Annotated in this window: 22 protein-coding genes and 1 other RNA gene; 12 read left to right on the top strand and 11 right to left on the bottom strand. The window is 33.5% G+C overall.

Annotated features, from left to right (window positions below; genetic code table 11):
* Positions 1–30: 30 nt before the first annotated feature.
* Both HM986_RS11220 and HM986_RS11215 read right to left on the bottom strand, forming a co-directional pair.
* Positions 31–363 carry a CCC motif membrane protein gene (locus tag HM986_RS11220; RefSeq protein WP_179335179.1) on the bottom strand — a complete coding sequence of 111 codons (333 nt, stop codon included), beginning with the start codon at positions 361–363 and terminating at the stop codon, positions 31–33.
* Between the two features lie 14 nt (positions 364–377).
* On the bottom strand, positions 378–575 hold the full coding sequence (locus HM986_RS11215) for a DUF2752 domain-containing protein (protein ID WP_246288498.1): 198 nt from the start codon (positions 573–575) through the stop codon (positions 378–380).
* A 197-nt stretch (positions 576–772) separates the two neighbouring features.
* Between HM986_RS11215 and HM986_RS11210 the strand changes: the two genes are divergently transcribed.
* Both HM986_RS11210 and HM986_RS11205 read left to right on the top strand, forming a co-directional pair.
* A complete protein-coding gene (locus tag HM986_RS11210) occupies positions 773–982 on the top strand; it encodes a hypothetical protein (RefSeq protein ID WP_179335178.1) in 210 nt (69 codons plus the stop codon).
* Positions 972–1,529, top strand: a complete 558-nt coding sequence (locus HM986_RS11205; protein WP_179335177.1) for a Smr/MutS family protein — start codon at positions 972–974, stop codon at positions 1,527–1,529. Before HM986_RS11210 ends, HM986_RS11205 begins: the two co-directional genes overlap by 11 nt.
* A gap of 5 nt (positions 1,530–1,534) precedes the next feature.
* Here the strand turns inward: HM986_RS11205 and HM986_RS11200 are convergent, their stop codons facing one another.
* Positions 1,535–2,557, bottom strand: coding sequence for a hypothetical protein (locus HM986_RS11200; RefSeq protein ID WP_179335176.1), 1,023 nt, complete (start codon positions 2,555–2,557; stop codon positions 1,535–1,537).
* Positions 2,558–2,682: 125 nt separating this feature from the next.
* On the opposite strand from HM986_RS11200, the gene HM986_RS11195 reads away from it, so the two are divergent.
* Complete coding sequence (locus HM986_RS11195) at positions 2,683–3,828, top strand: cysteine desulfurase family protein (RefSeq protein WP_179335175.1); 1,146 nt, start codon at positions 2,683–2,685, stop codon at positions 3,826–3,828.
* Here the strand turns inward: HM986_RS11195 and HM986_RS11190 are convergent.
* The 3 genes from HM986_RS11190 to HM986_RS11180 all read right to left on the bottom strand — a co-directional run bounded on the left by HM986_RS11190 (position 3,818) and on the right by HM986_RS11180 (position 9,978).
* Positions 3,818–5,608 (bottom strand): T9SS type A sorting domain-containing protein, encoded by a 1,791-nt coding sequence (locus tag HM986_RS11190; RefSeq protein ID WP_179335174.1) that lies wholly within the window; start codon positions 5,606–5,608, stop codon positions 3,818–3,820. The two genes, HM986_RS11195 and HM986_RS11190, sit on opposite strands and share 11 nt — an antisense overlap.
* Positions 5,609–5,752: 144 nt before the next feature.
* Positions 5,753–8,221 (bottom strand): TonB-dependent receptor, encoded by a 2,469-nt coding sequence (locus tag HM986_RS11185; RefSeq protein ID WP_179335173.1) that lies wholly within the window; start codon positions 8,219–8,221, stop codon positions 5,753–5,755.
* Positions 8,222–8,289: 68 nt separating this feature from the next.
* A complete protein-coding gene (locus HM986_RS11180) occupies positions 8,290–9,978 on the bottom strand; it encodes a M23 family metallopeptidase (protein ID WP_179335172.1) in 1,689 nt (562 codons plus the stop codon).
* 178 nt (positions 9,979–10,156) lie between these two features.
* On the opposite strand from HM986_RS11180, the gene HM986_RS11175 reads away from it, so the two are divergent.
* The 4 genes from HM986_RS11175 to rny all read left to right on the top strand — a co-directional run bounded on the left by HM986_RS11175 (position 10,157) and on the right by rny (position 12,581).
* Complete coding sequence (locus tag HM986_RS11175; RefSeq protein WP_179335171.1) at positions 10,157–10,447, top strand: hypothetical protein; 291 nt, start codon at positions 10,157–10,159, stop codon at positions 10,445–10,447.
* A gap of 20 nt (positions 10,448–10,467) precedes the next feature.
* The gene (locus HM986_RS11170; protein WP_020897946.1) at positions 10,468–10,755 is read left to right on the top strand and encodes a cell division protein ZapA; all 288 of its coding nucleotides are present in this window, start codon (positions 10,468–10,470) and stop codon (positions 10,753–10,755) included.
* Positions 10,756–10,814: 59 nt separating this feature from the next.
* A non-coding RNA gene (gene ssrS / locus HM986_RS11165) (6S RNA) lies at positions 10,815–10,945 on the top strand.
* 58 nt (positions 10,946–11,003) lie between these two features.
* The gene (gene rny / locus HM986_RS11160) at positions 11,004–12,581 is read left to right on the top strand and encodes a ribonuclease Y (RefSeq protein ID WP_179335170.1); all 1,578 of its coding nucleotides are present in this window, start codon (positions 11,004–11,006) and stop codon (positions 12,579–12,581) included.
* A gap of 94 nt (positions 12,582–12,675) precedes the next feature.
* Here the strand turns inward: rny and HM986_RS11155 are convergent, their stop codons facing one another.
* Positions 12,676–13,863 carry a PAS domain-containing sensor histidine kinase gene (locus HM986_RS11155; protein WP_179335169.1) on the bottom strand — a complete coding sequence of 396 codons (1,188 nt, stop codon included), beginning with the start codon at positions 13,861–13,863 and terminating at the stop codon, positions 12,676–12,678.
* 64 nt (positions 13,864–13,927) lie between these two features.
* The gene (gene xerA, locus HM986_RS11150; protein WP_179335168.1) at positions 13,928–14,836 is read right to left on the bottom strand and encodes a site-specific tyrosine recombinase/integron integrase; all 909 of its coding nucleotides are present in this window, start codon (positions 14,834–14,836) and stop codon (positions 13,928–13,930) included.
* 379 nt (positions 14,837–15,215) lie between these two features.
* Between xerA and HM986_RS11145 the strand changes: the two genes are divergently transcribed.
* The 5 genes from HM986_RS11145 (at position 15,216) to HM986_RS11125 (ending at position 18,521) form a co-directional block, all read left to right on the top strand.
* Entirely contained in the window at positions 15,216–15,758 is a 543-nt protein-coding gene (locus HM986_RS11145; protein ID WP_179335167.1) for a hypothetical protein, read from the top strand.
* 165 nt (positions 15,759–15,923) lie between these two features.
* On the top strand, positions 15,924–16,346 hold the full coding sequence (aroQ, locus tag HM986_RS11140; protein ID WP_179335166.1) for a type II 3-dehydroquinate dehydratase: 423 nt from the start codon (positions 15,924–15,926) through the stop codon (positions 16,344–16,346).
* Between the two features lie 65 nt (positions 16,347–16,411).
* On the top strand, positions 16,412–16,894 hold the full coding sequence (locus tag HM986_RS11135) for an outer membrane beta-barrel protein (protein ID WP_179335165.1): 483 nt from the start codon (positions 16,412–16,414) through the stop codon (positions 16,892–16,894).
* Between the two features lie 182 nt (positions 16,895–17,076).
* Positions 17,077–17,715 carry a porin family protein gene (locus HM986_RS11130; protein WP_115808532.1) on the top strand — a complete coding sequence of 213 codons (639 nt, stop codon included), beginning with the start codon at positions 17,077–17,079 and terminating at the stop codon, positions 17,713–17,715.
* 566 nt (positions 17,716–18,281) lie between these two features.
* Positions 18,282–18,521, top strand: coding sequence for a hypothetical protein (locus HM986_RS11125; RefSeq protein ID WP_179335164.1), 240 nt, complete (start codon positions 18,282–18,284; stop codon positions 18,519–18,521).
* A gap of 93 nt (positions 18,522–18,614) precedes the next feature.
* Here HM986_RS11125 and lpdA read toward each other — a convergent pair whose 3' ends face one another.
* From lpdA to msrB, 3 genes are all read right to left on the bottom strand, one after another.
* Positions 18,615–19,991 carry a dihydrolipoyl dehydrogenase gene (gene lpdA / locus HM986_RS11120; protein WP_179335163.1) on the bottom strand — a complete coding sequence of 459 codons (1,377 nt, stop codon included), beginning with the start codon at positions 19,989–19,991 and terminating at the stop codon, positions 18,615–18,617.
* 144 nt (positions 19,992–20,135) lie between these two features.
* Entirely contained in the window at positions 20,136–20,690 is a 555-nt protein-coding gene (locus tag HM986_RS11115; protein ID WP_179335162.1) for a DUF1572 family protein, read from the bottom strand.
* A gap of 222 nt (positions 20,691–20,912) precedes the next feature.
* The gene (gene msrB / locus HM986_RS11110; RefSeq protein WP_179335161.1) at positions 20,913–21,398 is read right to left on the bottom strand and encodes a peptide-methionine (R)-S-oxide reductase MsrB; all 486 of its coding nucleotides are present in this window, start codon (positions 21,396–21,398) and stop codon (positions 20,913–20,915) included.
* Positions 21,399–21,456: the final 58 nt, after the last annotated feature.

Below are 21,456 nucleotides of genomic sequence, written 5' to 3'. Positions count from 1 at the left end.
TTTTTAATTGTTAGAAATATTATGTAAAACCTATTGGTTTTGCATATTTTCCATTCTTTCCATTAGCATTTCAGGGTCTTGTAAAGCATCCCATCCTACTTGACCAATGAACCAAGCCATGTATGCTGCAAATAAAATACCTAGAACTACACCTATAATTCCCATTATTTTCCCAGCTTTTACATTTCCATATCCTAAATACTCTTCAGGGTTTTGTTTGTATAACTTTTCTGATTTACTCGCTATAATGATAGCAACAATACCAAAAATTATTCCAGGTAATCCATAACAGCAGCATCCTACTATTGATAAAATACCCATAATTAATGCTAGGGTTGCGTTTGGTAACATTTGTTTTTCCATTTGTGTTGATTTAATTAGTTAAAGTGTTTGATTAAAAAGCTTATTACAATAATACTAATATTTAAGATAAAAAGCCCAAGAATTATGTTGTGACCATTCTTAAATTGAAATTTAAGATGCAATATTAGGAAGGAAAACATTATTATCAGTGAGTAGATTGCTGGATACATATAAAAAGCGGCAACTAAATCGCCCTTTAAAATTAATGACATTGAGCGTTGCATACCACACCCCATACAATCTACATTAAATGTTTGTTTCCATAAGCATGGCAACATATAATCATCGAGACTTTTTGCGAATATTAACATGCTGCTAAATTAACAATTTGCTAAATACTTTTGTAATTGCTATTAATATTTTTCTAAACCTTATTTTTGTAGCTGCTTTAAACGCTTAAATCATGGATATGTCTAGAAATATAAATTTTATTTGCATCGTTGTTGGTGGCTTAGTTGCATTATATGCGCAAGCAGAGCAAGAACAAAACACGTATTTATTGATGGCAGGTGCTATTTTATTAATATTTGGTATTTATAGAACATCTCGAAATATTCCAAGCAAATTTGACAAAGAAGAAGAGTCTTTTGTAAAAACAGAAAAAGAAAATGAAGTTTAAAATAGGCTATACTGTAGAAACGATTGATGATGCAATTTCTGGAATTGTCACAAAAATTTCGGACGATATAGTTTCCGTTGAAGACTCTGATGGTTTTGTTTTTCAATTTGAAGCCAGAGAACTCATGTTAATGGCTTCCGGTAATAGTTTAGAAAATGCGGTTTACGATACCGATATAGAAGCTGTAAAGAGGGAAAAGGAAATTAAAAAACGAAAATCAGAACCGACTGTAAAACCAAAAGAACGTCATATTCCTAAATTTGAAGTGGATTTACACATTCACCAATTAACAAAATCGTCTAGAGGAATGTCTAATTATGATATGCTGAATCTTCAGTTAGACACAGCAAGAGGTCAATTAGAATTCGCGATGCGCAAACGTATTCCTAAAATCGTTTTTATACATGGAGTTGGAGAAGGAGTATTGAGACAGGAGTTAGAAACACTTTTTAGTCGTTATAATAATGTTCAATTTTACGATGCAGATTATAAAACCTATGGTTTAGGCGCCACAGAAGTTAGAATACTTCAAAACGTAGAACCTTAAGTTTATTAATTGTAATCTTCTGGATCAAATTCGGAAATAGTAAAGGTTAATGTTCCTAGATCAATATTTTCTGTTCTAAAAATTGTTAAATCAGTATTTTCAATGGTAAAAGTCATGGTCACTGTTCTCGCATATACGTTTTCAAAGGCTACGTAATCCTCGTTTGGGTTTGGTATATATGCTATAGCTTCTGCACTATTAAGATAAAGTTGTACAAGAACTCCATTCACAGCTATACGATCATCACTAGGGCCATTTTCTCCATTGGCGTCCTCATAACGCGTTGGAATTCCGTCACCATCGTCATCAGGATCTAAATAATCAGGAATATCATCACTATTTGTGGGATGATTTGCATCAGTATTTAAAGGGTTAGTTAAAGGATCTCCATCTCCGTCCTCATCCAATTCGTCTAGTTCATCTTCTGTCAATACATTATCTCCATCATCATCTATATCTAAATAATTAGGTATACCATCTCCGTCAGTATCTAAAGAATCCATATAGATACCATCTTCGTTTGGTAATCCTGAAATGCCTTCACTTTCATTAGGAACTCCATCATTGTCATCATCTAAAATAGTAGTAGTAACAAATACAGTACCAGAACGTGCTTCATAATCTTCTCTTATGGTTAAATCTGAAGGAGAAATAACAGCACAAATATCATCAGAAGTTAATTCTCTATTATAGGTTCTGTAAATAAAACGAATTGTACCCTCGTTAATCGTTAATTCTTCAGGTGCACCTTCTGTAGTAGCAAACGCAAATAGTGCATCATTAGTCGTAGACTTTGGAAAAATTAAAAGTAGTGCTTCATTTGGGTCTTCACGCGTATCGTAAACAAGATGGGAATCTTCAAAGTTATCACATTGGTCTAATTCTTGATCAAACTCTAAATCTACAGTCAAAATATCACCATCATCGCAGGTGGTTAAAAACGCAAAACAACATAGGATAAAAAAACGACGGATCATAGATTCTATTTTTAACAAAAATAACGGATTTGTAAAATTATAACGCTCCATTATCTAAATAATTTTATTTACAATATTTTTGCAAAACGAAATGAGCATGTTCCAAACTTTATCATTCAAGGAAATGATGAATAACCAACCGCATGTGTACTTAAAACTTCAATACCCATAAACACATGAATTCAGTATATCTAGATAATGCAGCCACTACCGCTTTACGACCAAAAGTCATTGAGCGTATGACACAAGTATTAAAAGAAAATTATGGAAACGCATCATCTACACACAGTTTTGGGCGTTCTTCGAAAGCACTTTTAGAACAATGTAGAAAAAATATAGCGGCTTATTTTAATGTATCGTCTTCTGAAATTGTATTTACATCTGGCGGCACAGAAGCTGATAATTTGGCGATGCGAAGTGCGGTAAGAGATTTAGGTATTACAGATATTATTACAACCAAAATAGAGCATCATGCCGTTTTGCATACAGCCGAACAATTACAAAAAGAGTACAACATAGATATTCACTATGTGAATTTGGACGATTGTGGTGTCGTAGATTATCTGCATTTAGAGCAGTTATTACAATCTACAAATAAGCCACTCGTAAGCTTAATGCATATTAATAATGAAGTTGGCAATATTTTAGACTTAGCAAAAGTAGCGCAACTTAGTAGAATACATAACGCCTTGTTTCATTCAGATATGGTACAGTCTGTTGGGCACTACAAAATAGATTTAAAAGAAATCCAAATTGATTTTATGGCAGCAAGTGCACATAAGTTTCATGGACCAAAAGGTGTTGGGTTTTGTTTTATCCGAAAAGAATCGGGTTTAAAACCGTTGATTTTTGGTGGTGAACAAGAGCGTGGTTATAGGGCTGGTACAGAATCGACACACAATATTGTTGGTATGGATGAAGCTTTAAAAATAGCCTATACTAATCTTGATGAGGACAAAAAATACATTTCCGGATTAAAAGACTATTTCATTCAACAAATAAAGACATATTTACCTAACGCAAGTTTTAATGGTAGTTGCGAAACTGTTGAAGATAGTACGTACACGTTAGTTAATGTCTGTTTGCCAATTGCACCTGCAAAAGCTCCGATGTTACAATTTCAACTCGATTTAAAAGGGATTGCATGCTCAAAAGGAAGTGCTTGCCAAAGCGGAAGTAATCAACAATCGCATGTGTTAACTGAAATTTTAACTAATGATAAACTAAAACAACCTTCTGTGCGCTTTTCGTTCAGTATTTATAACACCAAAGAAGAGTTAGATTATGTGATTTCTGTTTTGAAGGAATTTGTTAATTCTTAACAATTACCTTTTGCGATTTTGCAGTAGGGTTTATGTCAGAAGATACGTTTACGACATAAACACCATCACTTAAGCGTAACGTCGATACGTTGTACTCATCTTCGATGGCATCAAACTGGACTTGAATCATACGTTTACCAGTAACATCATAAACCTCAATACTCCTTATATCTAAGCCTTTAGGGTTTTGTACCGAAAGTTGGTGAAGCGTATTGTTTTGGTTTAGAGTTAGTGTGTTAGTATCAAATTCGTTAACACTTAAAGTTTGAGAGGTAAATACAATAGTAAAACGATCCGTATAATTACCTGGTTCTATATTTAGTTCGTAATCTAAATGCCTTAAATTAACATAGGTATCCGTGTCGTTATCGTGAATATATATAGCTTGTGAATCCTCAAAATTCTGAATGTCAAATATTCTAAATCGCAGCGGCTGTTGTTGCTCAATATCTATAGAAATTGGAATAACAAGGGACTCTTCAAAAGGAAATGCTTGACCCGAATAGACCTTTTCATCTAGAGAAAAATAGGCGTCTGAGTCGTAGCTTTCTGAACGAATTAATTCTAATCCATAATCAAAGCCAGCAGTTGCAGAATCATGGAAATTTAAAACCAGTTGTCTTGTGTATTGCGATTCTTCATCACTAAAATCGACATTAATTCTAAAGCGCTTATAATCTTCCGGTATAATAGAAAGGCCATTTTCTTGGTATTGAATTCCAGTATTTTCAGCTGTAACAGCGTCCAAACTATTTCTAAAGAAATAACTCTCACCATCAGATTCTTTTACAAACGCTCGATGATCATTTCTTACATATACTGTTGCAGGTGCTGCAGGTGTCCCTGCGCTTCCTTCAACCATAAAGCCTTGCCCAATTGGTATGTATCTTCCCGCAACTTTATTACCATTATCTGGTACTGGTAAAGGGAAACTTTCGTCTTGCTCGTTGTAAGTCATAAATGGAGCTGGTGTATCAGTTATTAAAGTTCCTGTGGCATCTATTGTAAATGAATAATAGCCACCAATATAATCTTGTAATACATGTGAGCCCACAGTACCATCTTGCTCCCAGTATTGTAACGTACCATTTATGGATGCTTGGTTGTCTATATCGTGGATAAATGCAGCAGAATCGATAGCGCTAGGATACGGATTACCTACTAATGTATTTAAACCAGTAGCAACATCATTACCAATAGTACCATTGTTGGGTTTACCTCTAAAATCGTAAACTTGGCTTCCTGTTAAACCAGTTCCATTTCCCTTCATGGTAAAACCAAGTCCTGGTTTAATATTTCCGATGGCACCTACAAAAACCCAATCGAGATATTGATCTGATGTTTGATACGTCCATAACCAGCGCTGAGCTATAGACAACGGGCTAGCACTTCCGTCGTAACCTCCCACAAATAATGCATCTACGCTAGAGGTTAATCCAGTAGCATCATTAATTAAATTAACACGTGCATCTTCATTGCCGAAAGCAGCTGAATTGTTCCCTACTGGTGAACACCAATAATTATAACTCCATTGGTTTACTGTTCCTGTTTGATAGACACTCAATTGACCAAGACCAGAATTACCAGTTGTTCCATTACCTTGAAGAAGTTGCGCTTCGTCTCTTAGGTATATTTTAGAATCAGCATCATCAATATTAACATCGTCTGTAACATAAACATATTGGTTTTTTACAAAGACATAAGCGTCATTTTGTACACTAAGTTGGGCAAAAGATATGTAGGAGCTAAGTAGTAGTAATGAATAGAGGGATAGTTTCATAAGTCTTAAATTTTGAACTAAAGCATAAAGAGAGTAAAATAATCTAAATAGATCTAGCTAGCCAAAATTAAATATATAAATCGGTCTCTCTTTGCTGAATTCATCCAAAAGCATACTCATTTCGTTCTAAAACAGCGATCTACTCTAAAAACGAGCAGAGAGCCTTATATTAAAGACACGGGGTGTTAGAAAATTTGGAATCGCAAACTGTTGCTTGCTATAAACATCTCTAACCCATGTGTTGGTGATAGAATTTTGGTTATTAAACATGTTATAGATTTCAAAACCAATAGACAATTCTCTAAACGAATCTTTCCACTTAGAATTGTATGTTTTTTCAGGATTAACTATTTCGTATGAAATTCCTAAATCTGCACGCCTATAATCGCGGAGTCTAAGTTGATAATTATAAGGGTCAGCGTAACTCGGAGACCCCCCAGGAACTCCAGTATTATAAACTAAGTTTAAATACATTTTTAAATCTGGCATATTAGGCACGTAATCCTGAAACAAAGCTCCAAATTTTAAACGTTGATCAGTAGGTCTGGCAATATAACCACGGTCATCAATATTTTCTTCTGTTTTTAAATAACCAAAGCTAAACCAAGATTCTGTTCCTGGTACAAATTCGCCATTAAGCCTTAAATCTAGACCATAAGCATAAGCTTCTGCATTGTTATCTGCACTGTAACGAATTCTAACATTTTCTATTGTATAAGGATTGACATCAGTCATCCCTTTATAATACGCTTCGGTAACTAATTTAAATGGTCGGTCCCATATTTCAAAACTATATTCGTTTCCTAGCACAATATGAAACGATTTTTGTGCTTTAACGTTAGGCTGAACGACACCTTCAGAATCTCTTAACTCTCTATAAAAAGGAGGTTGGTAATACAAACCTGCAGCAACTCTAAAGAGCATGTCTTTTTCCCAATTAGGTTTAATAGCAAATTGTCCTCTTGGACTAATAACGGTTTGCGTTTTACTATCTGCAATGCCGTCTCCACTTACGTTCCAAGTATGTGTTCTTACACCAGCGTTATAGAAGACGTCGTTGCCATTCCAATCTGTTCGTTTGCTGTATTGTAAAAATGCTTGAAATCTATTGATTTGCACACGATTTGTGGCTCTAGTATCTTCAAATGCCACTAACGGTCCGGTAAAAGGGGTATAAGGCTGTGGGTTAGTTTCGCTAAATATTGGAGGCCTAATTGAAAAACCAGCAGAGTCAATAACTTCATATTCTACTAAACGATCTCTAATATCTTCATTAGTGTATTTTACAGACCATTCTACAGTGCTTTCGTCGTCAATTTTATAATCACCTCGGTGTTCTGCATTTACAATGAACGCATCTAAATCGTTACGTGCATGTGTTAATTGAGATCCAATACCTTCACTAAATTCTACTTCTCCTAAATTTTCATCTCCAATATTTGTGTTCACTTCCCCTAGACGGTATTGTGCTAAGATGTCGAAGTATTCTTGTTCTGTGGTATGATAAGCCGAGGCAACGAGTTTAAGCGTTAAATCATCACTAGCAAAATAATTAGCTTTAAAAGCTCCGAAATAAGTTTGGTATTGATCTTTTTCTTGACCATCGTAAAACACTAATAATGCCACCGGATCTTGTAAGGTTCCGAAATTAGTTTGTCTATTCTCTGGTTGGAAATTGTATTTGTTTGAAGAGATATTCCCTAAAAAGTTTAAATGAAATTTACTCGAAAAGCGATACGTTAAATACGTTTGTGCGTCTGCAAATACAGGTTCTACATTTCCATCTGTTTCAAGACTATTTAATAACAAACTGTTGTCTCTATAGCGTACACCTGCTATACCCGAAAATTTACCATCTTTAGAAACAGTTTCAGCCGTAAGACTTCCACCAAGTAAACTTAAATCTGTCCGTATACCAAAGTCAACAGGGTTTCTATAAGTGATATCTAAAACAGAGGATAATTTATCTCCATATTTCGCTTGAAATCCACCAGCTGAAAAATCAACATTATGAACCATGTCGGTATTTACAAAACTTAGACCTTCTTGGTTACCAGAACGAATTAAAAACGGTCTATACACTTCAATTTCGTTAACGTAAACTAGGTTTTCGTCAAAATTTCCACCTCTTACGGAGTATTGTGTGCTTAATTCATTAGAAATATTTACTCCTGGTAAGGTCTTTAAAATGTTCTCAACACCAGGTTGTGCTCCTTTAATCGTTCTAATCATTTGTGGTGAGATAGAGGTAACTCCATCAACCGATTGTCTCGTATTTGTATTAATAGTCACGGTAGCGATTTGTTCAACTTCAATGAGCATCACGGGGTTGTATTCAATTTCTTGCCCGTTTTTTAAATTAAATTTTTGTTCTACACGCTTATGAGAAACATGTGTGAAAATTACGGTGACTTCAACACCAAAAGGAATTTTTAGTTCGTAAAAGCCATTATTGTTTGTCGCAGCACCTTCGCCAGTGCTTGTAGTGATATTTACTCCTTCTATGGGTAAACTTCCTTCGTTTAATATGACACCTCTAATAATTCCGGATTGCGAAAAAGAAAGCAAACTAAAAAGTAAGCTTGTTAAGACTATAAAATATAAGCGTTTCAAATGGTTTTAATTTTCTTAGTTAGGATGAAATAGGGGTAATAAATTTAATCCTTAAATTAATGATGTGTCTATTTTCTAAAAAACGTTGCTTCAAATGTAGAACTATTTCCAACATTATCTGTTACAATTATTTTTAATTCATTTTTGGTATCTTTAACGATATTATCATTGAAATCGTGCGTTAGTGTATTCTTTTTGTAATCATATTCCATTAAAATCCACTTACCATTAACTGTCGCTCTGTATTTACTAATGCCAGTAAGCTTATCATCAATCTTAAGTTCTAAATACCGATAATTACTTACCCATTTTTTATCCGTAAAATTAAGTGGTGTTATAGTTGGAGGTTCAGTATCTATGGCTAAGGCATAAGTTCCTAAAGCTTTACTTCCTGCAGATAAGATATTTCCTTTTCTAGAGGTAGGTACATAATATGGTTTTTTGTAATTTCCATAAAATCTTGCTATATATAGTTTGTCTTGGTGCTCTGCTTTATAATTGCTTAAGTCGTAATTAATATAAAAGTTTTTTTGCATTGCGATATTGTCATCACCTAGAAAGAGAGTGTCAGAACTGACTCTAAAATCAATATAAGAATCATCATAAACCGTATTTTGATAAAAATCCACAGTGATATTTCCTGATGTTAATTTAGTAGTGTTAGCACTGCTAACTAGAGATTTTTTTGAAATATCTGAAATGCTGTCTTTCTTAATCGTTTCAAGTTTTCCGTCTATTGGTATTACCACCCAAGATTCATTTTGGTGGTAATCTCTAATTCTTACTTTATAAACAGATGAGGTGCTATCTTTTACTTCAACATAACCATTATCATAAGCATTTTTATAAATGCTTAGCGGATTATTTTGTTCAATAAAAAGTTTCTGGATTTTGGCTTTCTTTCTCACGTAATATTCATAATCTACCATACGTTTTATGTGTTTGGTTTCATCAAAACTAATGCGTTTAAAATCAATTTCGATACTTTTATTCCCGTTAAAAAAAGTTTGAATATTACTAACGCCATTGTTATTAGGTGCTAAATCTTGCTTGTCAAAAGAAATCACTCCAAAACCAATATTACCATAGGCGGATATTTTTTCAACAGCATAGTCACCAGATTTTTGAGGAATCAATCGCAACGGAACACGCTCATTTTTTCCATTGATGACAGCATTTTCATCTTTTGGATACGCAAAAACGCCTGAAACATAAGGAGCCTTAGAGTCTTTAACCTCCATGCCAAACAATAATGGATTCATAGGCCGTTCTTCATTATCTCGTATTTCAAAGTGGAGGTGAGGTCCACCAGAACTCCCCGTGTTACCAGAAAAGGCGATAACTTCATCTGGTGCAATTAGAAGTTCTTCGGTATGCGGAAAGACTTCAACTTCAAAACTTTCTTTATCATATTGGCACTGCTTTATATAATCTTCTAAACGTTTAGAGAAGGCTTTAAGGTGTCCATAAACAGTAGTGTAACCGTTTGGATGCGTAATATAGATGGCTTTCCCATATCCAAAATGTGAAATCTTAATCCGACTGATATAACCTTCTGCTGCTGCATAAACTTTTAATCCTTGCCTTTGTTGTGTCTTTATATCTAATCCACCATGAAAATGTGTAGATCGTAATTCTCCAAATGTGCCAGAAAGCACTAAAGGAATATCTAAGGGATGCCTAAAGTAATCTTGAGGATATTCGGATTGTCCATGTAGTGAACATGTTATTAAAAAAAGGAGCAAAAATTGTTTCATAAAATCGACTATTACAGCTAAAATATCAATTTGATTACGATTTGCAAACTCTAAAACTGTATTATTTTTATTAACGGTTTAATTTCGTTGAACTTATAATATTAAAAAATAAATGTAAAAGAATTGTATTTTTTCATTAGGTATGTTAACTTTGTTTCAACAGTATTGAATTGCTTTAATGAGTAAAATAGAAGACATTGTTGATGCTTTAGAGAATAAAATCAGTAAGATTTTACACAAGCAGGAGGTTTTAAAACAAACTAATGCTAAACTCTCAGATCAATTAGAACAGCAACAACAAAGGCTTTTAGAACAGCAAGAAGAAATTTCTGGTTGGGTAGAAAAACATGATACACTCAAAATGGCGAATTCAATGCTTGGTAGTGACGAAAATAAACGAGAAACGAAGCTCAAAATAAATGCACTTATTAGAGATATTGACCATTGTATTGGACAATTATCAGAATAATATTGTAAATTTAGATTATAATGTCAGAACAATTAAAAATTAAACTTTCTATAGCAAATAGAGTTTATCCGTTAACGATAAACCCAAGTCAAGAGGAAGGTTTACGTAAAGCCACAAAAAAGATTGAGGCTATGATTGGACAATTTGAGCAGAATTATTCTGTAAGAGATAAGCAAGATGTTTTGGCCATGTGTGCCTTGCAATTTGCCGCTCAAGTAGAGCAAAAGTCAATAGATAAAGAGTATGTGAATGAAGAAGTACAGGAAAAGCTTGAAGCTTTAAATGAACTTTTAAATCAACATATTTAACTCGTACGTTCTTTTAAATACATAAGGTTACTGCCTACATTAGTTACATTTTTTGATAAACTCAACGATCAATTCTTTAAAAAGGGTGAGTTTAAGTTGTAAAATCGTGCTGTTAGTGCTGAACTCGTTTCAGTATCTTAGACAGATTTTTGATCAGCTTGTTAGCCCTAAACTTGTTTTTAAGGAGTTTATACAAAACCGATAACCGATGTAGGCTTTTTTTTTATACACTAAACTAAATAATGAACATGGACACTAACACAATTTTATATATTGTTGGAGGAGTAATATTAGGAGTAATACTAGGATATATAATAGCTAAATCTTTAGAAAAAGGAAAGGCTTCAAAAATAATTGAAAATGCAGAGCGAGAATCTCAATCTATTTTAAAACAGGCAAAATCAGATGGAGAATCTTTAAAAAAGGATAAAATATTACAGGCAAAAGAAAAATTTATTGAGCTAAAATCAGAACATGAAAAGGTGATTTTATCTCGCGATAAGAAAATGGCTGAAGCCGAAAAGCGTATTAGAGATAAGGAATCTCATGTATCTAATGAGCTTAGTAAGTCTAAAAAGTCTAATCAATCGCTTGATGATAAACTCAAGGATTATGATTTTAGACTAGAATTCCTTGATAAGAAACAAGAGGAAATCGAAAAGGCCCATAAAAACCAAATCAAACAATTGGAAGTCATTTCGTCATTATCTGCAGAGGAGGCAAAGAGTCAATTGGTAGAATCGCTTAAAGAAGAAGCGAAAACAGATGCAATGGCTTTTATACAAAACCATGTAGAAGAGGCGAAGTTAACAGCACAGCAAGAGGCTAAGAAGATAATAATTAACACTATTCAACGTATCGGAACAGAAGAAGCAGTAGATAACTGTGTGTCTGTTTTTAATATAGAGTCTGATGATGTTAAAGGTCGAATTATTGGTAGAGAAGGTCGTAACATTAGAGCTATTGAAGCTGCAACCGGTGTAGAGATTATTGTAGATGATACACCAGAAGCGATTATCTTATCGTGTTTTGATTCTGTAAGACGTGAAATTGCACGTTTATCATTACATAAATTAGTTACTGACGGAAGAATACATCCTGCAAGAATTGAAGAAATCGTTAAGAAGACCGAAAAGCAGATTGAACAAGAAATTATAGAAGTAGGTAAACGTACGGTTATCGATTTAGGAATTCATGGTTTACACCCTGAATTGATTAAAATGGTAGGTCGTATGAAATACCGTTCGTCTTATGGACAAAACTTACTACAACACTCGCGTGAAGTTGCTAAACTTTGTGGTGTAATGGCAGCAGAATTAGGCTTAAATCCTAAATTAGCTAAACGCGCAGGTTTATTACACGATATCGGAAAAGTACCATCATCTGAAACTGATGTTGAAACTCCACACGCTATATTAGGTATGCAATGGGCTGAGAAGCATGGTGAAAAACCAGAAGTTTGTAATGCTATTGGAGCACACCACGACGAAATTGAAATGACAACATTGTTGGCCCCAATTATCCAAGTGTGTGATGCTATTTCTGGAGCACGACCAGGAGCAAGGCGCCAAGTTTTAGATTCTTACATACAACGTTTAAAGGATTTAGAAGATGTTGCCTTTGGGTTTACAGGTGTAAAGAAAGCTTATGCGATACAAGCAGGTAGAGAGTTACGTGTTATTGTAGAAAGCGAAAAAGTTACAGATGAACGCGCTGCAAGTTTATCGTTTGAGATTTCTCAGAAAATACAAACAGATATGACGTATCCTGGACAAGTAAAGGTTACTGTGATTAGAGAAACTAGAGCAGTGAATATTGCTAAATAGTAAAACACATATATGACATAAAAAATCCGGTATTATACCGGATTTTTTATGTCTTATTTTAAGCTAATTAAAATGTGGGATCGTTAGTGATTCCTTAATTAGAGTTCTTTTTGTTTTTGAAAGTTATAGAAAATGCCGTGCCTTCGTTTAGTGTGCTCTCCATTAAAATTTCCCCTTGTAAAGCTTCAACTTGCGTTTTTGTGATGTATAGACCAATACCTCTAGAATCGGATCGCTCAGTGCCATGAAAGGTTTTATACATTTGAAATACTTGATCTTTATACTTCTTCATGTCAATACCAATACCATTATCAGAGATAAGAATTTTAACCGAATCTTTAGTGTGAATGGATTGAATGACGATTTGAGATTTTTTATTAGGATCTGAATACTTAATACCATTAGAAATCAAATTATAAAACACACTTTCTAAATAAGATCTATTCGTTAACATCGATTCATCTTTCCTCAAAGCATTGTGTATGGTAACCCCTTGTTTGTCGCTGTCTATTTTTAGACTTTCAATAATTTTATTTGTAAAGTCATGCAGGTCTACACGTTCGTTAAGCTGACTAATATTAATTTTAGATTTTATACTTACAATATCATCAAGATCGACGATCGTTGTGGTTAAAGAATCTGATATAGACTTTAAATGCTCAACCAGTTCTACTTTCTCAGTTTCCGAACCAGCTTCATCATAAAATTCTAATATGTTTTTTAGATTCCCTATATGTGTTTTTAAATTATGAGAAACAATATGGGTAAAACTGTATAAACGTTTATTTTGGCTCGTTATAAGTTGTAGGTTATTCTTAAGTTGGGCTTCTTTATCTTTAGAATTGGTAATATCTGTATGTGTACCAATAATATGAGAGGGTTTACCTTTAGAATCTCTTTTTACAACTTTTGCTTTATCTAAAATCCATTTATAACTACCATCTTTACATTGAATACGGTATTCGTTCTCGTATAATTCAATATGGCCTTTTAATAGAGACTTAAATTCATTATAATACGTTTCTTTGTCATCTAAATGTACTTTACTATCCCAAAATTCAGAGGTGTTTTTTAATTCATGGTTCGAATATCCTATGATTTGTTTCGATTCTTTTGAGTAAAATACTTTGTTGGTAACAATGTTCCAATCCCAAATACCAACATTAGATAATTCTAACGCTATTCTATACTTCTCGTCTTCTATTGTAGGTTCGGAGATTTCTCGGGTTTTATAAAAGGCTGACCTGTAATTTCTTATATGTAGACTTGGAAGTTTCATCATTTTCTCTTTGTTTTAAGACACCAAAGCAATACGATTGTCACAAAAATAATGATGTTTTTTTACATTATGTTCTTGGGTGGTACTTATTTAATATATCACTTAAATGTGAGCGGTCGACGTGCATATATATTTCAGTGGTAGTAATGCTTTCGTGACCAAGCATCATTTGTATAGCTCTAAGGTCTGCACCGTTTTCTAATAAATGTGTAGCAAAGGAATGCCGAAAGGTGTGTGGTGATACATTTTTCTGTAATCCGGTTTTTTCTACAAGCTTTTTTATGATGGTAAATATCATGGCTCGTGTCAGTTTTCCTCCTTTATAATTTAAAAAGACGATGTCTTTAGAATGGGGGTGTACATCAATATGGTTCCTAATCGCAAGCCAGATATTAATGAGTTTTTGAGTGGTTCCTCCAATGGGTACAAAACGCTGTTTGTCTCCTTTACCAGTAACTTTAATAAAACCTTCTTCAAAAAATAGATCCGAAATTTTTAATTCTATTAATTCGCTAACGCGCAAACCACAACTATATAAGGTTTCAATAATAGCTCTATTGCGTTCGCCAAGATTGACTCCATTATATTGGTGACTTAAATCGATGGCTTTAATGAGGTTGTCAATATCAGAAATCGATAAGGTATCGGGCAACTTTCTACCTATTCTAGGGGATTCTATTAAATCTAAAGGATTGGTTGTTCTGTAATTTTCAAAAATGAGGTAATCAAAGAAATTACGAAGCCCCGAAATTAACCGCGCTTGCGATCTTGGATTTAGGCTTTTTGATACGGAATAAATAAAATCTTTAACTGTATGAATGTCTATGGTAAGAGGTGATGCTTTTATGGCATGTGTTTCAATATATAGTATGAGTTTTTTTATGTCGTAACTATAATTCTCAATAGAGTTATGAGACAAGCCACGTTCTATTCTAAGATAGTGTTTGTAATCCGTTAATGCTTGTTGCCAATTCATGGTTAAAAATAGTAATTTGCGATATATAAAGGTGTAAAAGCAGCATCTATTTTATCTTGCCTTTTAGTTAAAATGATTACTAATTCAAACTGGTAATAAACTGCAACTATTAAAGCGGTAAAGCTCCTCTCTTTTTTTGCGTGAATAACAGCTTATAATGGTTATAAAGATATCGATGATTTTTAATTAACTCTAGGTTATTAATTAAGATAGTTATGAAATTTTTATATTTTAGAAATGAGGTAATTAGCCTTTTTTATAGCTGAAACACGATTAATATCGACGAAACGCACTATATTTTAACATAATTAGGATTTGTACTATGGGAGTAAAGTCTACTTTTGTCGACCAAATTAATTATCAAATTTAAACTTAAATTATGAAAAAATTATTGTTTACAGCTGCAGTTGCAGTATTAGGATTTGCAAATGTAAGTGCACAAGAAGAATCTACTTCAAGCGCTTTAACTAAAGGTTCTTGGTTAGTAGAAGCTAACACTGGTTTTGGTGCTGGTGAATTCGGTCATACTGCTAACACGGGAATCGGTTTATACTCTGTTGATGATACTACGGTATGGTCTGTTGGTGGTGAAGCAGGTTACTTTATTATGGATGATTTAGCGATCAAACTTGGTTTAGGTTACAATGATTTCGATGGTGCATCTTCATTTAGCTATAAAGTTGGGGCAAAATACTATATCGCTAGTCAATTTCCTGTGCAAATTGATTTAACAGGAGCTTCTGGAGACGATGTATTTGGTGATGAAACACCATTATGGCTTGGTTTACAAGGTGGTTATGCATGGTTTGTTGCGGATAACATTTCTATTGAGCCAGGTCTTAGATACAATCTTTCAATGAATGAAGATTTTACTGACGAAGGTATTTTAGAATTCCGTGTAGGTTTCGCTCTACATTTCTAATTAGAAACTTATTATATTAAAAAAAACCGAAGCATCTGCTTCGGTTTTTTTATGCGCATATTTTATATATTTACTACATGAAACTAGCATGTTGAGAGTTTTGTCTCAAATGAAGTGTTTAATAGCACACAGCATGTGACGTTAATTAAAAAATAGAAAAAACATATGAAAAAAATAATTATCATCAACGGTCCTAATCTTAATCTATTAGGTAAGCGCGAAACCAATATATATGGTAACCTCACTTTTATGGAGTTTTTTGATTCTGTTGTAGAAAAGTATCCTAATGTGGCTCTAGAGCATTTTCAGTCTAATATAGAAGGCGAACTTATAGATAAAATACAAGAGGTTGGTTTTACTTACGATGGTGTTATTTTAAATGCAGCAGCTTATACACACTCGTCTGTAGGTATTGGTGATGCCGTCAAAGCTATTACAACTCCAGTTGTAGAAGTGCATATTTCTAATACATTTTCAAGAGAAAAATTTAGACATAAATCATTTATCTCTCCTAACGCTAAAGGAGTTATTTTAGGTTTTGGTTTACAGAGTTATGAGTTAGCTATAGAGAGTTTTACCTCTAATTAACGCTTACTATAATAATCTCAAAGAATTGAGAACTGTAATTTTTGAAACTATTTAAATTGACTTGCATGAAGAATCTTATTAAAATCCTATTAATTTTTAGTGTTATAAGTAGCTCGTTTGGTGTTCAAGCTCAAACTGAATTTGGTATTAAAGGTGGACTTAATTTTACCTTTTTTAAAGTGGCCGAATCTAATTTTGGAGAAAATACAGATGTACAACTAGGATTTTATGCGGGTGCGTTTGCCGATTTTGAAGTAGAAAATGATTTTCACCTACAACCCGAATTACTTTTTATAAGTCTTGGCGATTTTAATTTTTTGAATGCGCCCATATATTTAAAATATAATATAGACGAACGATTTAACATTCTCGTCGGTCCGAGTATCAATTATTTCTTCGATTTTTTTAATGCGAAACTTAAAATTAGAGCTGATTTAGGATTTGCTTATAATTTTACTCCGAGTGTAGATTTACACATGAAATACACCATAGGTTTTCAAGAAATTACTCCAAATGGGTTATTTTTAGGTTTGGGGTATCGCTTGTAAATTCCGATAATTTCTTCAATAGAGTCAATGATTTTAGTCATTGAGTTGATGTAATTATTAAACATTCCCGATTGTTTTTTAGGTAAATCTTAAAACTTGTTAAACTGCTGTTAAGCCTTATTGTTACTGCTGTTTTGGCTATTAGTTTTGTTGTTTTAAACCCAATAAAACAATCATAAATTATGAAGAAATTAATAGTTTTTACAGGAGCATTTTTATTTGCATTAACATCTGTTAGTGCGCAATCAGATTCAAAAACGATTCAGCTAGGGGCCAAGGGAGGTGTTAACTTTTCTAAACTTACTGGTGACGATTTTGATGATGTGGATTCAAGAACAAGTTTCAATGCTGGTTTAATTGCAGAAATTCCACTTTCTGAGCGTATTTCATTTCAGCCAGAGGTATTTTATTCAGGACAAGGTTTTGATATCTTAGAAAGAGATCAGGATAACGTTTTTGATACCGATCAAAATGTAGAATACCAACTAGATTATATCCAAGTACCATTATTACTTAAAGTGTATTTAGTAAAAGGATTAAGTGTAGAGGCGGGGCCACAATTTGGATTTAAGATTCACGAAGAATTTGATTTAGAACCAAATTCTGATGGTGGAGATTTTGAAATTGATGAAGACGATTCTTACGTTAAGGATTTTGACACCAGTTTAGCATTAGGAACCTCTTATAAATTTGACAGTGGTTTCTTTTTAAGTGCACGTTATACAATGGGCTTAACTAGCATTTTTGAAGACGATACCTTATTTGAAAACGTAGATGGAAAAAATGAAGTTTGGCAATTTGGTGTTGGATTCATGTTTTAATCTAGCCATCCTAAAAAAATAGCATAAAAAAAGTTCCAGATAATTCTGGAACTTTTTTGTTTTTTACAGCTAAACCTTTGAATATAATAGAAATGCTATCCTTCTAATTTGGTAAAAATAGAAGCATAGGTTTTGGAGTAGGCTACACGATTTTAGTATCAGTGAAAGGCCATTATTCGAAAAGAGATTAACTGCGGTGTTAAAGTTCCCTTTTTAACTTTAAATTACGTATTAAGATTATTTAACTAATTTATAACTAAGCAGTTGTTTGATATAATTGAAAATGAGCTATTTTTGATAGTGCTATAACTATTGACTACATGACATTTTCTTTAAAACACCAGATATGCCTTATTACTTTTTTAAGTATGTATCTAATGTCTACGACACCATGTTTTGGACAGTAGAGCTCACAATTTGCTACCTTTCAAGAAGATTTAGCGTCACAAAATTGGGATTTAGCAGTTAATGGGATTTTCTTAACTAAAACTGTTTCTTTTACCGCAAGTCAGTTTGAATTTTTAAATGCTGAAGCGAGCTTAATAGAGGTTCCTTTGTTATTTAAAGTGAAGATATCAGAAAAATTGAGTCTGCTGTCTGGTGCTAAAATAGATTTTTACAAAGTACAGCAACGTCTGTCTTCTGATGTAGGTGTTTCAATATCTACGGGCTTACAATACGATATAAATAAGGATGCTTTTATTAATGCAGGGTTTAATTACCAAATAAATAACACAGGTTATGGTTACAATTATAACTATGGCAATAATTCTAGCTTTATTTTAAAATCCGGACTTAAGTTTTAAACAAAAAAAATGCGATTCAATTTTGAATCGCATTTATAATATATTGAACCATCCGAATAAGAACTCCTTCCTAAAGGGAAGGTTGGAATGGGCTTATAAATGAATTACTTCATCATAAGCAGCTGCAACAGCTTCCATAACAGCTTCACTCATTGTTGGGTGAGGATGCACTGTTTTTAGTACTTCATGACCTGTAGTTTCTAGTTTACGACCTAAAACAGCTTCTGCAATCATATCGGTAACACCAGCACCAATCATATGGCAACCTAACCATTCACCGTATTTAGCATCAAAAATTACTTTAACAAATCCATCTTTTGCTCCACTAGCACTTGCTTTTCCAGATGCTGAGAATGGGAATTTACCAATCTTCACATCTAAACCTTGTTCTTTTGCTTGTGCTTCAGTTAAACCAACACTTGCAATTTCTGGTGAACAATACGTACAACCAGGAATATTACCGTAATCTAAAGCTTCTACATGCTGACCAGCAATTTTTTCTACACAAAGAATTCCTTCGGCAGAAGCAACGTGTGCTAATGCTTGTCCTGGAGTAACATCTCCAATAGCATAATAACCAGGAATATTAGTTTGGTAGAAATCGTTAACCAAGATTTTATCTCTATCAACAGCAATACCTACATCTTCTAAACCAATGTTTTCGATATTAGATTTAATACCAACAGCAGATAATACGATATCGGCTTCTAGTACTTCTTCTCCTTTTTTAGTTTTTACAGTAGCTTTAACACCAGATCCAGACGTATCTACAGAAGTTACTTCGGCAGAGGTCATAATCTTAATACCAGATTTTTTAAAGCTACGCTCTAATTGCTTAGAGACATCGTCATCTTCAACAGGTACTATTTTGTCTAAATATTCTACTATAGTAACGTCTGTTCCTAAAGAATTGTAGAAATAGGCGAACTCTACACCAATAGCTCCAGACCCCACAACAATCATCTTTTTTGGTTGCGCTTCTAAAGTCATTGCTTCTCTATAGCCAATTACTTTTTTACCATCTTGTGGTAAACTTGGCAACTCACGAGAGCGTGCTCCTGTTGCAATTATAATATGATCAGCAGAATATATAGTGCCGTCAACATCAATCTTCTTTCCAGTTTTTAGGGTACCAAAACCTTCAATAACATCTATTTTATTCTTTTTCATTAAGAATTTTACGCCATTACTCATGCCTTCAGCAACACCACGACTACGTTTTACAACAGCGTCAAAATCGTGCTCAGCTCCAGAAACTTTAAGTCCGTAATCTTCAGCATGTTTAAGGTATTCAAATACTTGAGCAGATTTTAAAAGGGCCTTAGTTGGGATACAACCCCAATTTAAGCACACACCACCAAGACTTTCTTTTTCTACAACAGCAGTTTTAAATCCTAATTGCGACGCTCTAATTGCAGTTACGTAGCCACCAGGACCACTTCCTAATACTATAATATCGTATTTACTCATGGGTAAGTTTTTTTATTGAATTTTTGAAGTTACAAAAATAACAAATTCCAAAAAGAAAATGCCAAATTCCAAAACGTTTAAATTGTGATATGTGTATTCAAAGTGGATATTTAAAGTTGAGAGCTTGTTATTAAGGGATTATGATCATAACTCATCCGTAAAATGCGTACGTCGTTTGTCTAGTTGGAACTTGTCGGTATTATAAGCTTTAGATTGTCCTTTAGCTATAGATAATGATTCCCAATCAGCACCTCTTATCAATTTACCAATAAATACAATCTGACCAACATGATAGGCATAGTGCATCATTTGTCTATTGATAGCTTCGGTAACCGAATGTCCTTGGTTCCTTATGTAAACGACTTTCTCTAAATCTGATGGATGTAAAGGAGCAAGAGCTGAAAATAAACAGTCCCATCCTCTGTTCCAAGTGTCTAATAATTCCCTTTTTGATTCAAAATTATCATTAAATTCATCATCACGTTGTCTCCATTTTTTTTCTCCATCTTCTGTTAAAAAGTTAGTCCAACGACTTAGCATATTACCAACAAGATGTGTTATAATTATGGCTACGGAATTAGAACCTTTAGAAAACTCTTTTTGTAATTCGTTAAACGAAAGTTGTTCTATCGTTTTATCTCCAAGAGATTTATAGTATTCAAATTGTTTGATGGCACTAGGTAAATAGGACTGATCCATAACGTTTAATTTAGTTGTATAAAATTAGCGATATAACATTAAACACACTATAATATATTATAGTTTGATGTTATATCGCTAATTATAAGTACAGAAATGTATTTTTCAGCTATTAAATTACTACAATCGTTTTAGAGCTTTTTACGTTTTGTTTTTTGAGAAAAGCATACGCGCTAACGTCATCATCTTGTGGTATTGAAAACAAAATGTCGTTTTAACGAATTAATCTTCAGCAGGAACAAATGTTAGAGCGACACCATTAATGCAATGGCGCTTACCTGTAGTTTCCGTTGGGCCATCATTAAAGACATGTCCTAGATGGCCTCCACAAGTGGCACAATGCTCTTCGTCTCTAGTATATCCTATTTTAGTATCTGTACCAAAGGCAACATTACCTTCAATAACACGATCAAAACTTGGCCAACCAGTACCCGAGTCAAATTTATGCTCACTTTTAAATAGGGGGGTGTTACAAGCTGCACAATGGTAAATTCCTTCTTTGTAGGTTTTATCTAATGGGCTAGAGAATGGACGTTCTGTCCCTGCCTTTCTTAAAACGCTATACTGAGCATCGGTGAGTTGAGCTTTCCATTCAGCATCCGTTTTTGTAATCTCAAAGGTGTCTTTTGCTTTATTTTCTGTTTTCTGGGCCGAACTATTACAGCTAAGAAATAAACTAATAATCGTTAATAATGCTATCTTTTTCAAAATCTAAAAATTTTTAAAATTGTTGTTTGTTGGTTAAGTCGTTAAGATCTTTTATTCA

The sequence above is a fragment of the Winogradskyella costae genome (assembly GCF_013403865.1).
In the GTDB taxonomy this organism is placed as follows: Bacteria; Bacteroidota; Bacteroidia; order Flavobacteriales; family Flavobacteriaceae; genus Winogradskyella; species Winogradskyella costae.
Note: the sequence above shows the minus strand (reverse complement) of the source record. Positions and strands in the feature narration are given on the sequence as shown.

Coding starts and splice junctions, on each gene's coding strand:
- HM986_RS11175 (WP_179335171.1), top strand. CDS start 10,157: ATGAGTAAAATAGAAGACATTGTTGATGCTTTAGAGAATAAAATCAGT.
- HM986_RS11170 (WP_020897946.1), top strand. CDS start 10,468: ATGTCAGAACAATTAAAAATTAAACTTTCTATAGCAAATAGAGTTTAT.
- HM986_RS11220 (WP_179335179.1), bottom strand. CDS start 363: ATGGAAAAACAAATGTTACCAAACGCAACCCTAGCATTAATTATGGGT.
- HM986_RS11145 (WP_179335167.1), top strand. CDS start 15,216: ATGAAAAAATTATTGTTTACAGCTGCAGTTGCAGTATTAGGATTTGCA.
- HM986_RS11205 (WP_179335177.1), top strand. CDS start 972: ATGAAGTTTAAAATAGGCTATACTGTAGAAACGATTGATGATGCAATT.
- HM986_RS11200 (WP_179335176.1), bottom strand. CDS start 2,557: ATGGAGCGTTATAATTTTACAAATCCGTTATTTTTGTTAAAAATAGAA.
- HM986_RS11210 (WP_179335178.1), top strand. CDS start 773: ATGTCTAGAAATATAAATTTTATTTGCATCGTTGTTGGTGGCTTAGTT.
- rny (WP_179335170.1), top strand. CDS start 11,004: ATGGACACTAACACAATTTTATATATTGTTGGAGGAGTAATATTAGGA.
- HM986_RS11130 (WP_115808532.1), top strand. CDS start 17,077: ATGAAGAAATTAATAGTTTTTACAGGAGCATTTTTATTTGCATTAACA.
- HM986_RS11155 (WP_179335169.1), bottom strand. CDS start 13,863: ATGATGAAACTTCCAAGTCTACATATAAGAAATTACAGGTCAGCCTTT.
- HM986_RS11180 (WP_179335172.1), bottom strand. CDS start 9,978: ATGAAACAATTTTTGCTCCTTTTTTTAATAACATGTTCACTACATGGA.
- HM986_RS11215 (WP_246288498.1), bottom strand. CDS start 575: ATGTCATTAATTTTAAAGGGCGATTTAGTTGCCGCTTTTTATATGTAT.
- HM986_RS11190 (WP_179335174.1), bottom strand. CDS start 5,608: ATGAAACTATCCCTCTATTCATTACTACTACTTAGCTCCTACATATCT.
- lpdA (WP_179335163.1), bottom strand. CDS start 19,991: ATGAGTAAATACGATATTATAGTATTAGGAAGTGGTCCTGGTGGCTAC.
- aroQ (WP_179335166.1), top strand. CDS start 15,924: ATGAAAAAAATAATTATCATCAACGGTCCTAATCTTAATCTATTAGGT.
- HM986_RS11115 (WP_179335162.1), bottom strand. CDS start 20,690: ATGGATCAGTCCTATTTACCTAGTGCCATCAAACAATTTGAATACTAT.
- xerA (WP_179335168.1), bottom strand. CDS start 14,836: ATGAATTGGCAACAAGCATTAACGGATTACAAACACTATCTTAGAATA.
- HM986_RS11135 (WP_179335165.1), top strand. CDS start 16,412: ATGAAGAATCTTATTAAAATCCTATTAATTTTTAGTGTTATAAGTAGC.
- HM986_RS11195 (WP_179335175.1), top strand. CDS start 2,683: ATGAATTCAGTATATCTAGATAATGCAGCCACTACCGCTTTACGACCA.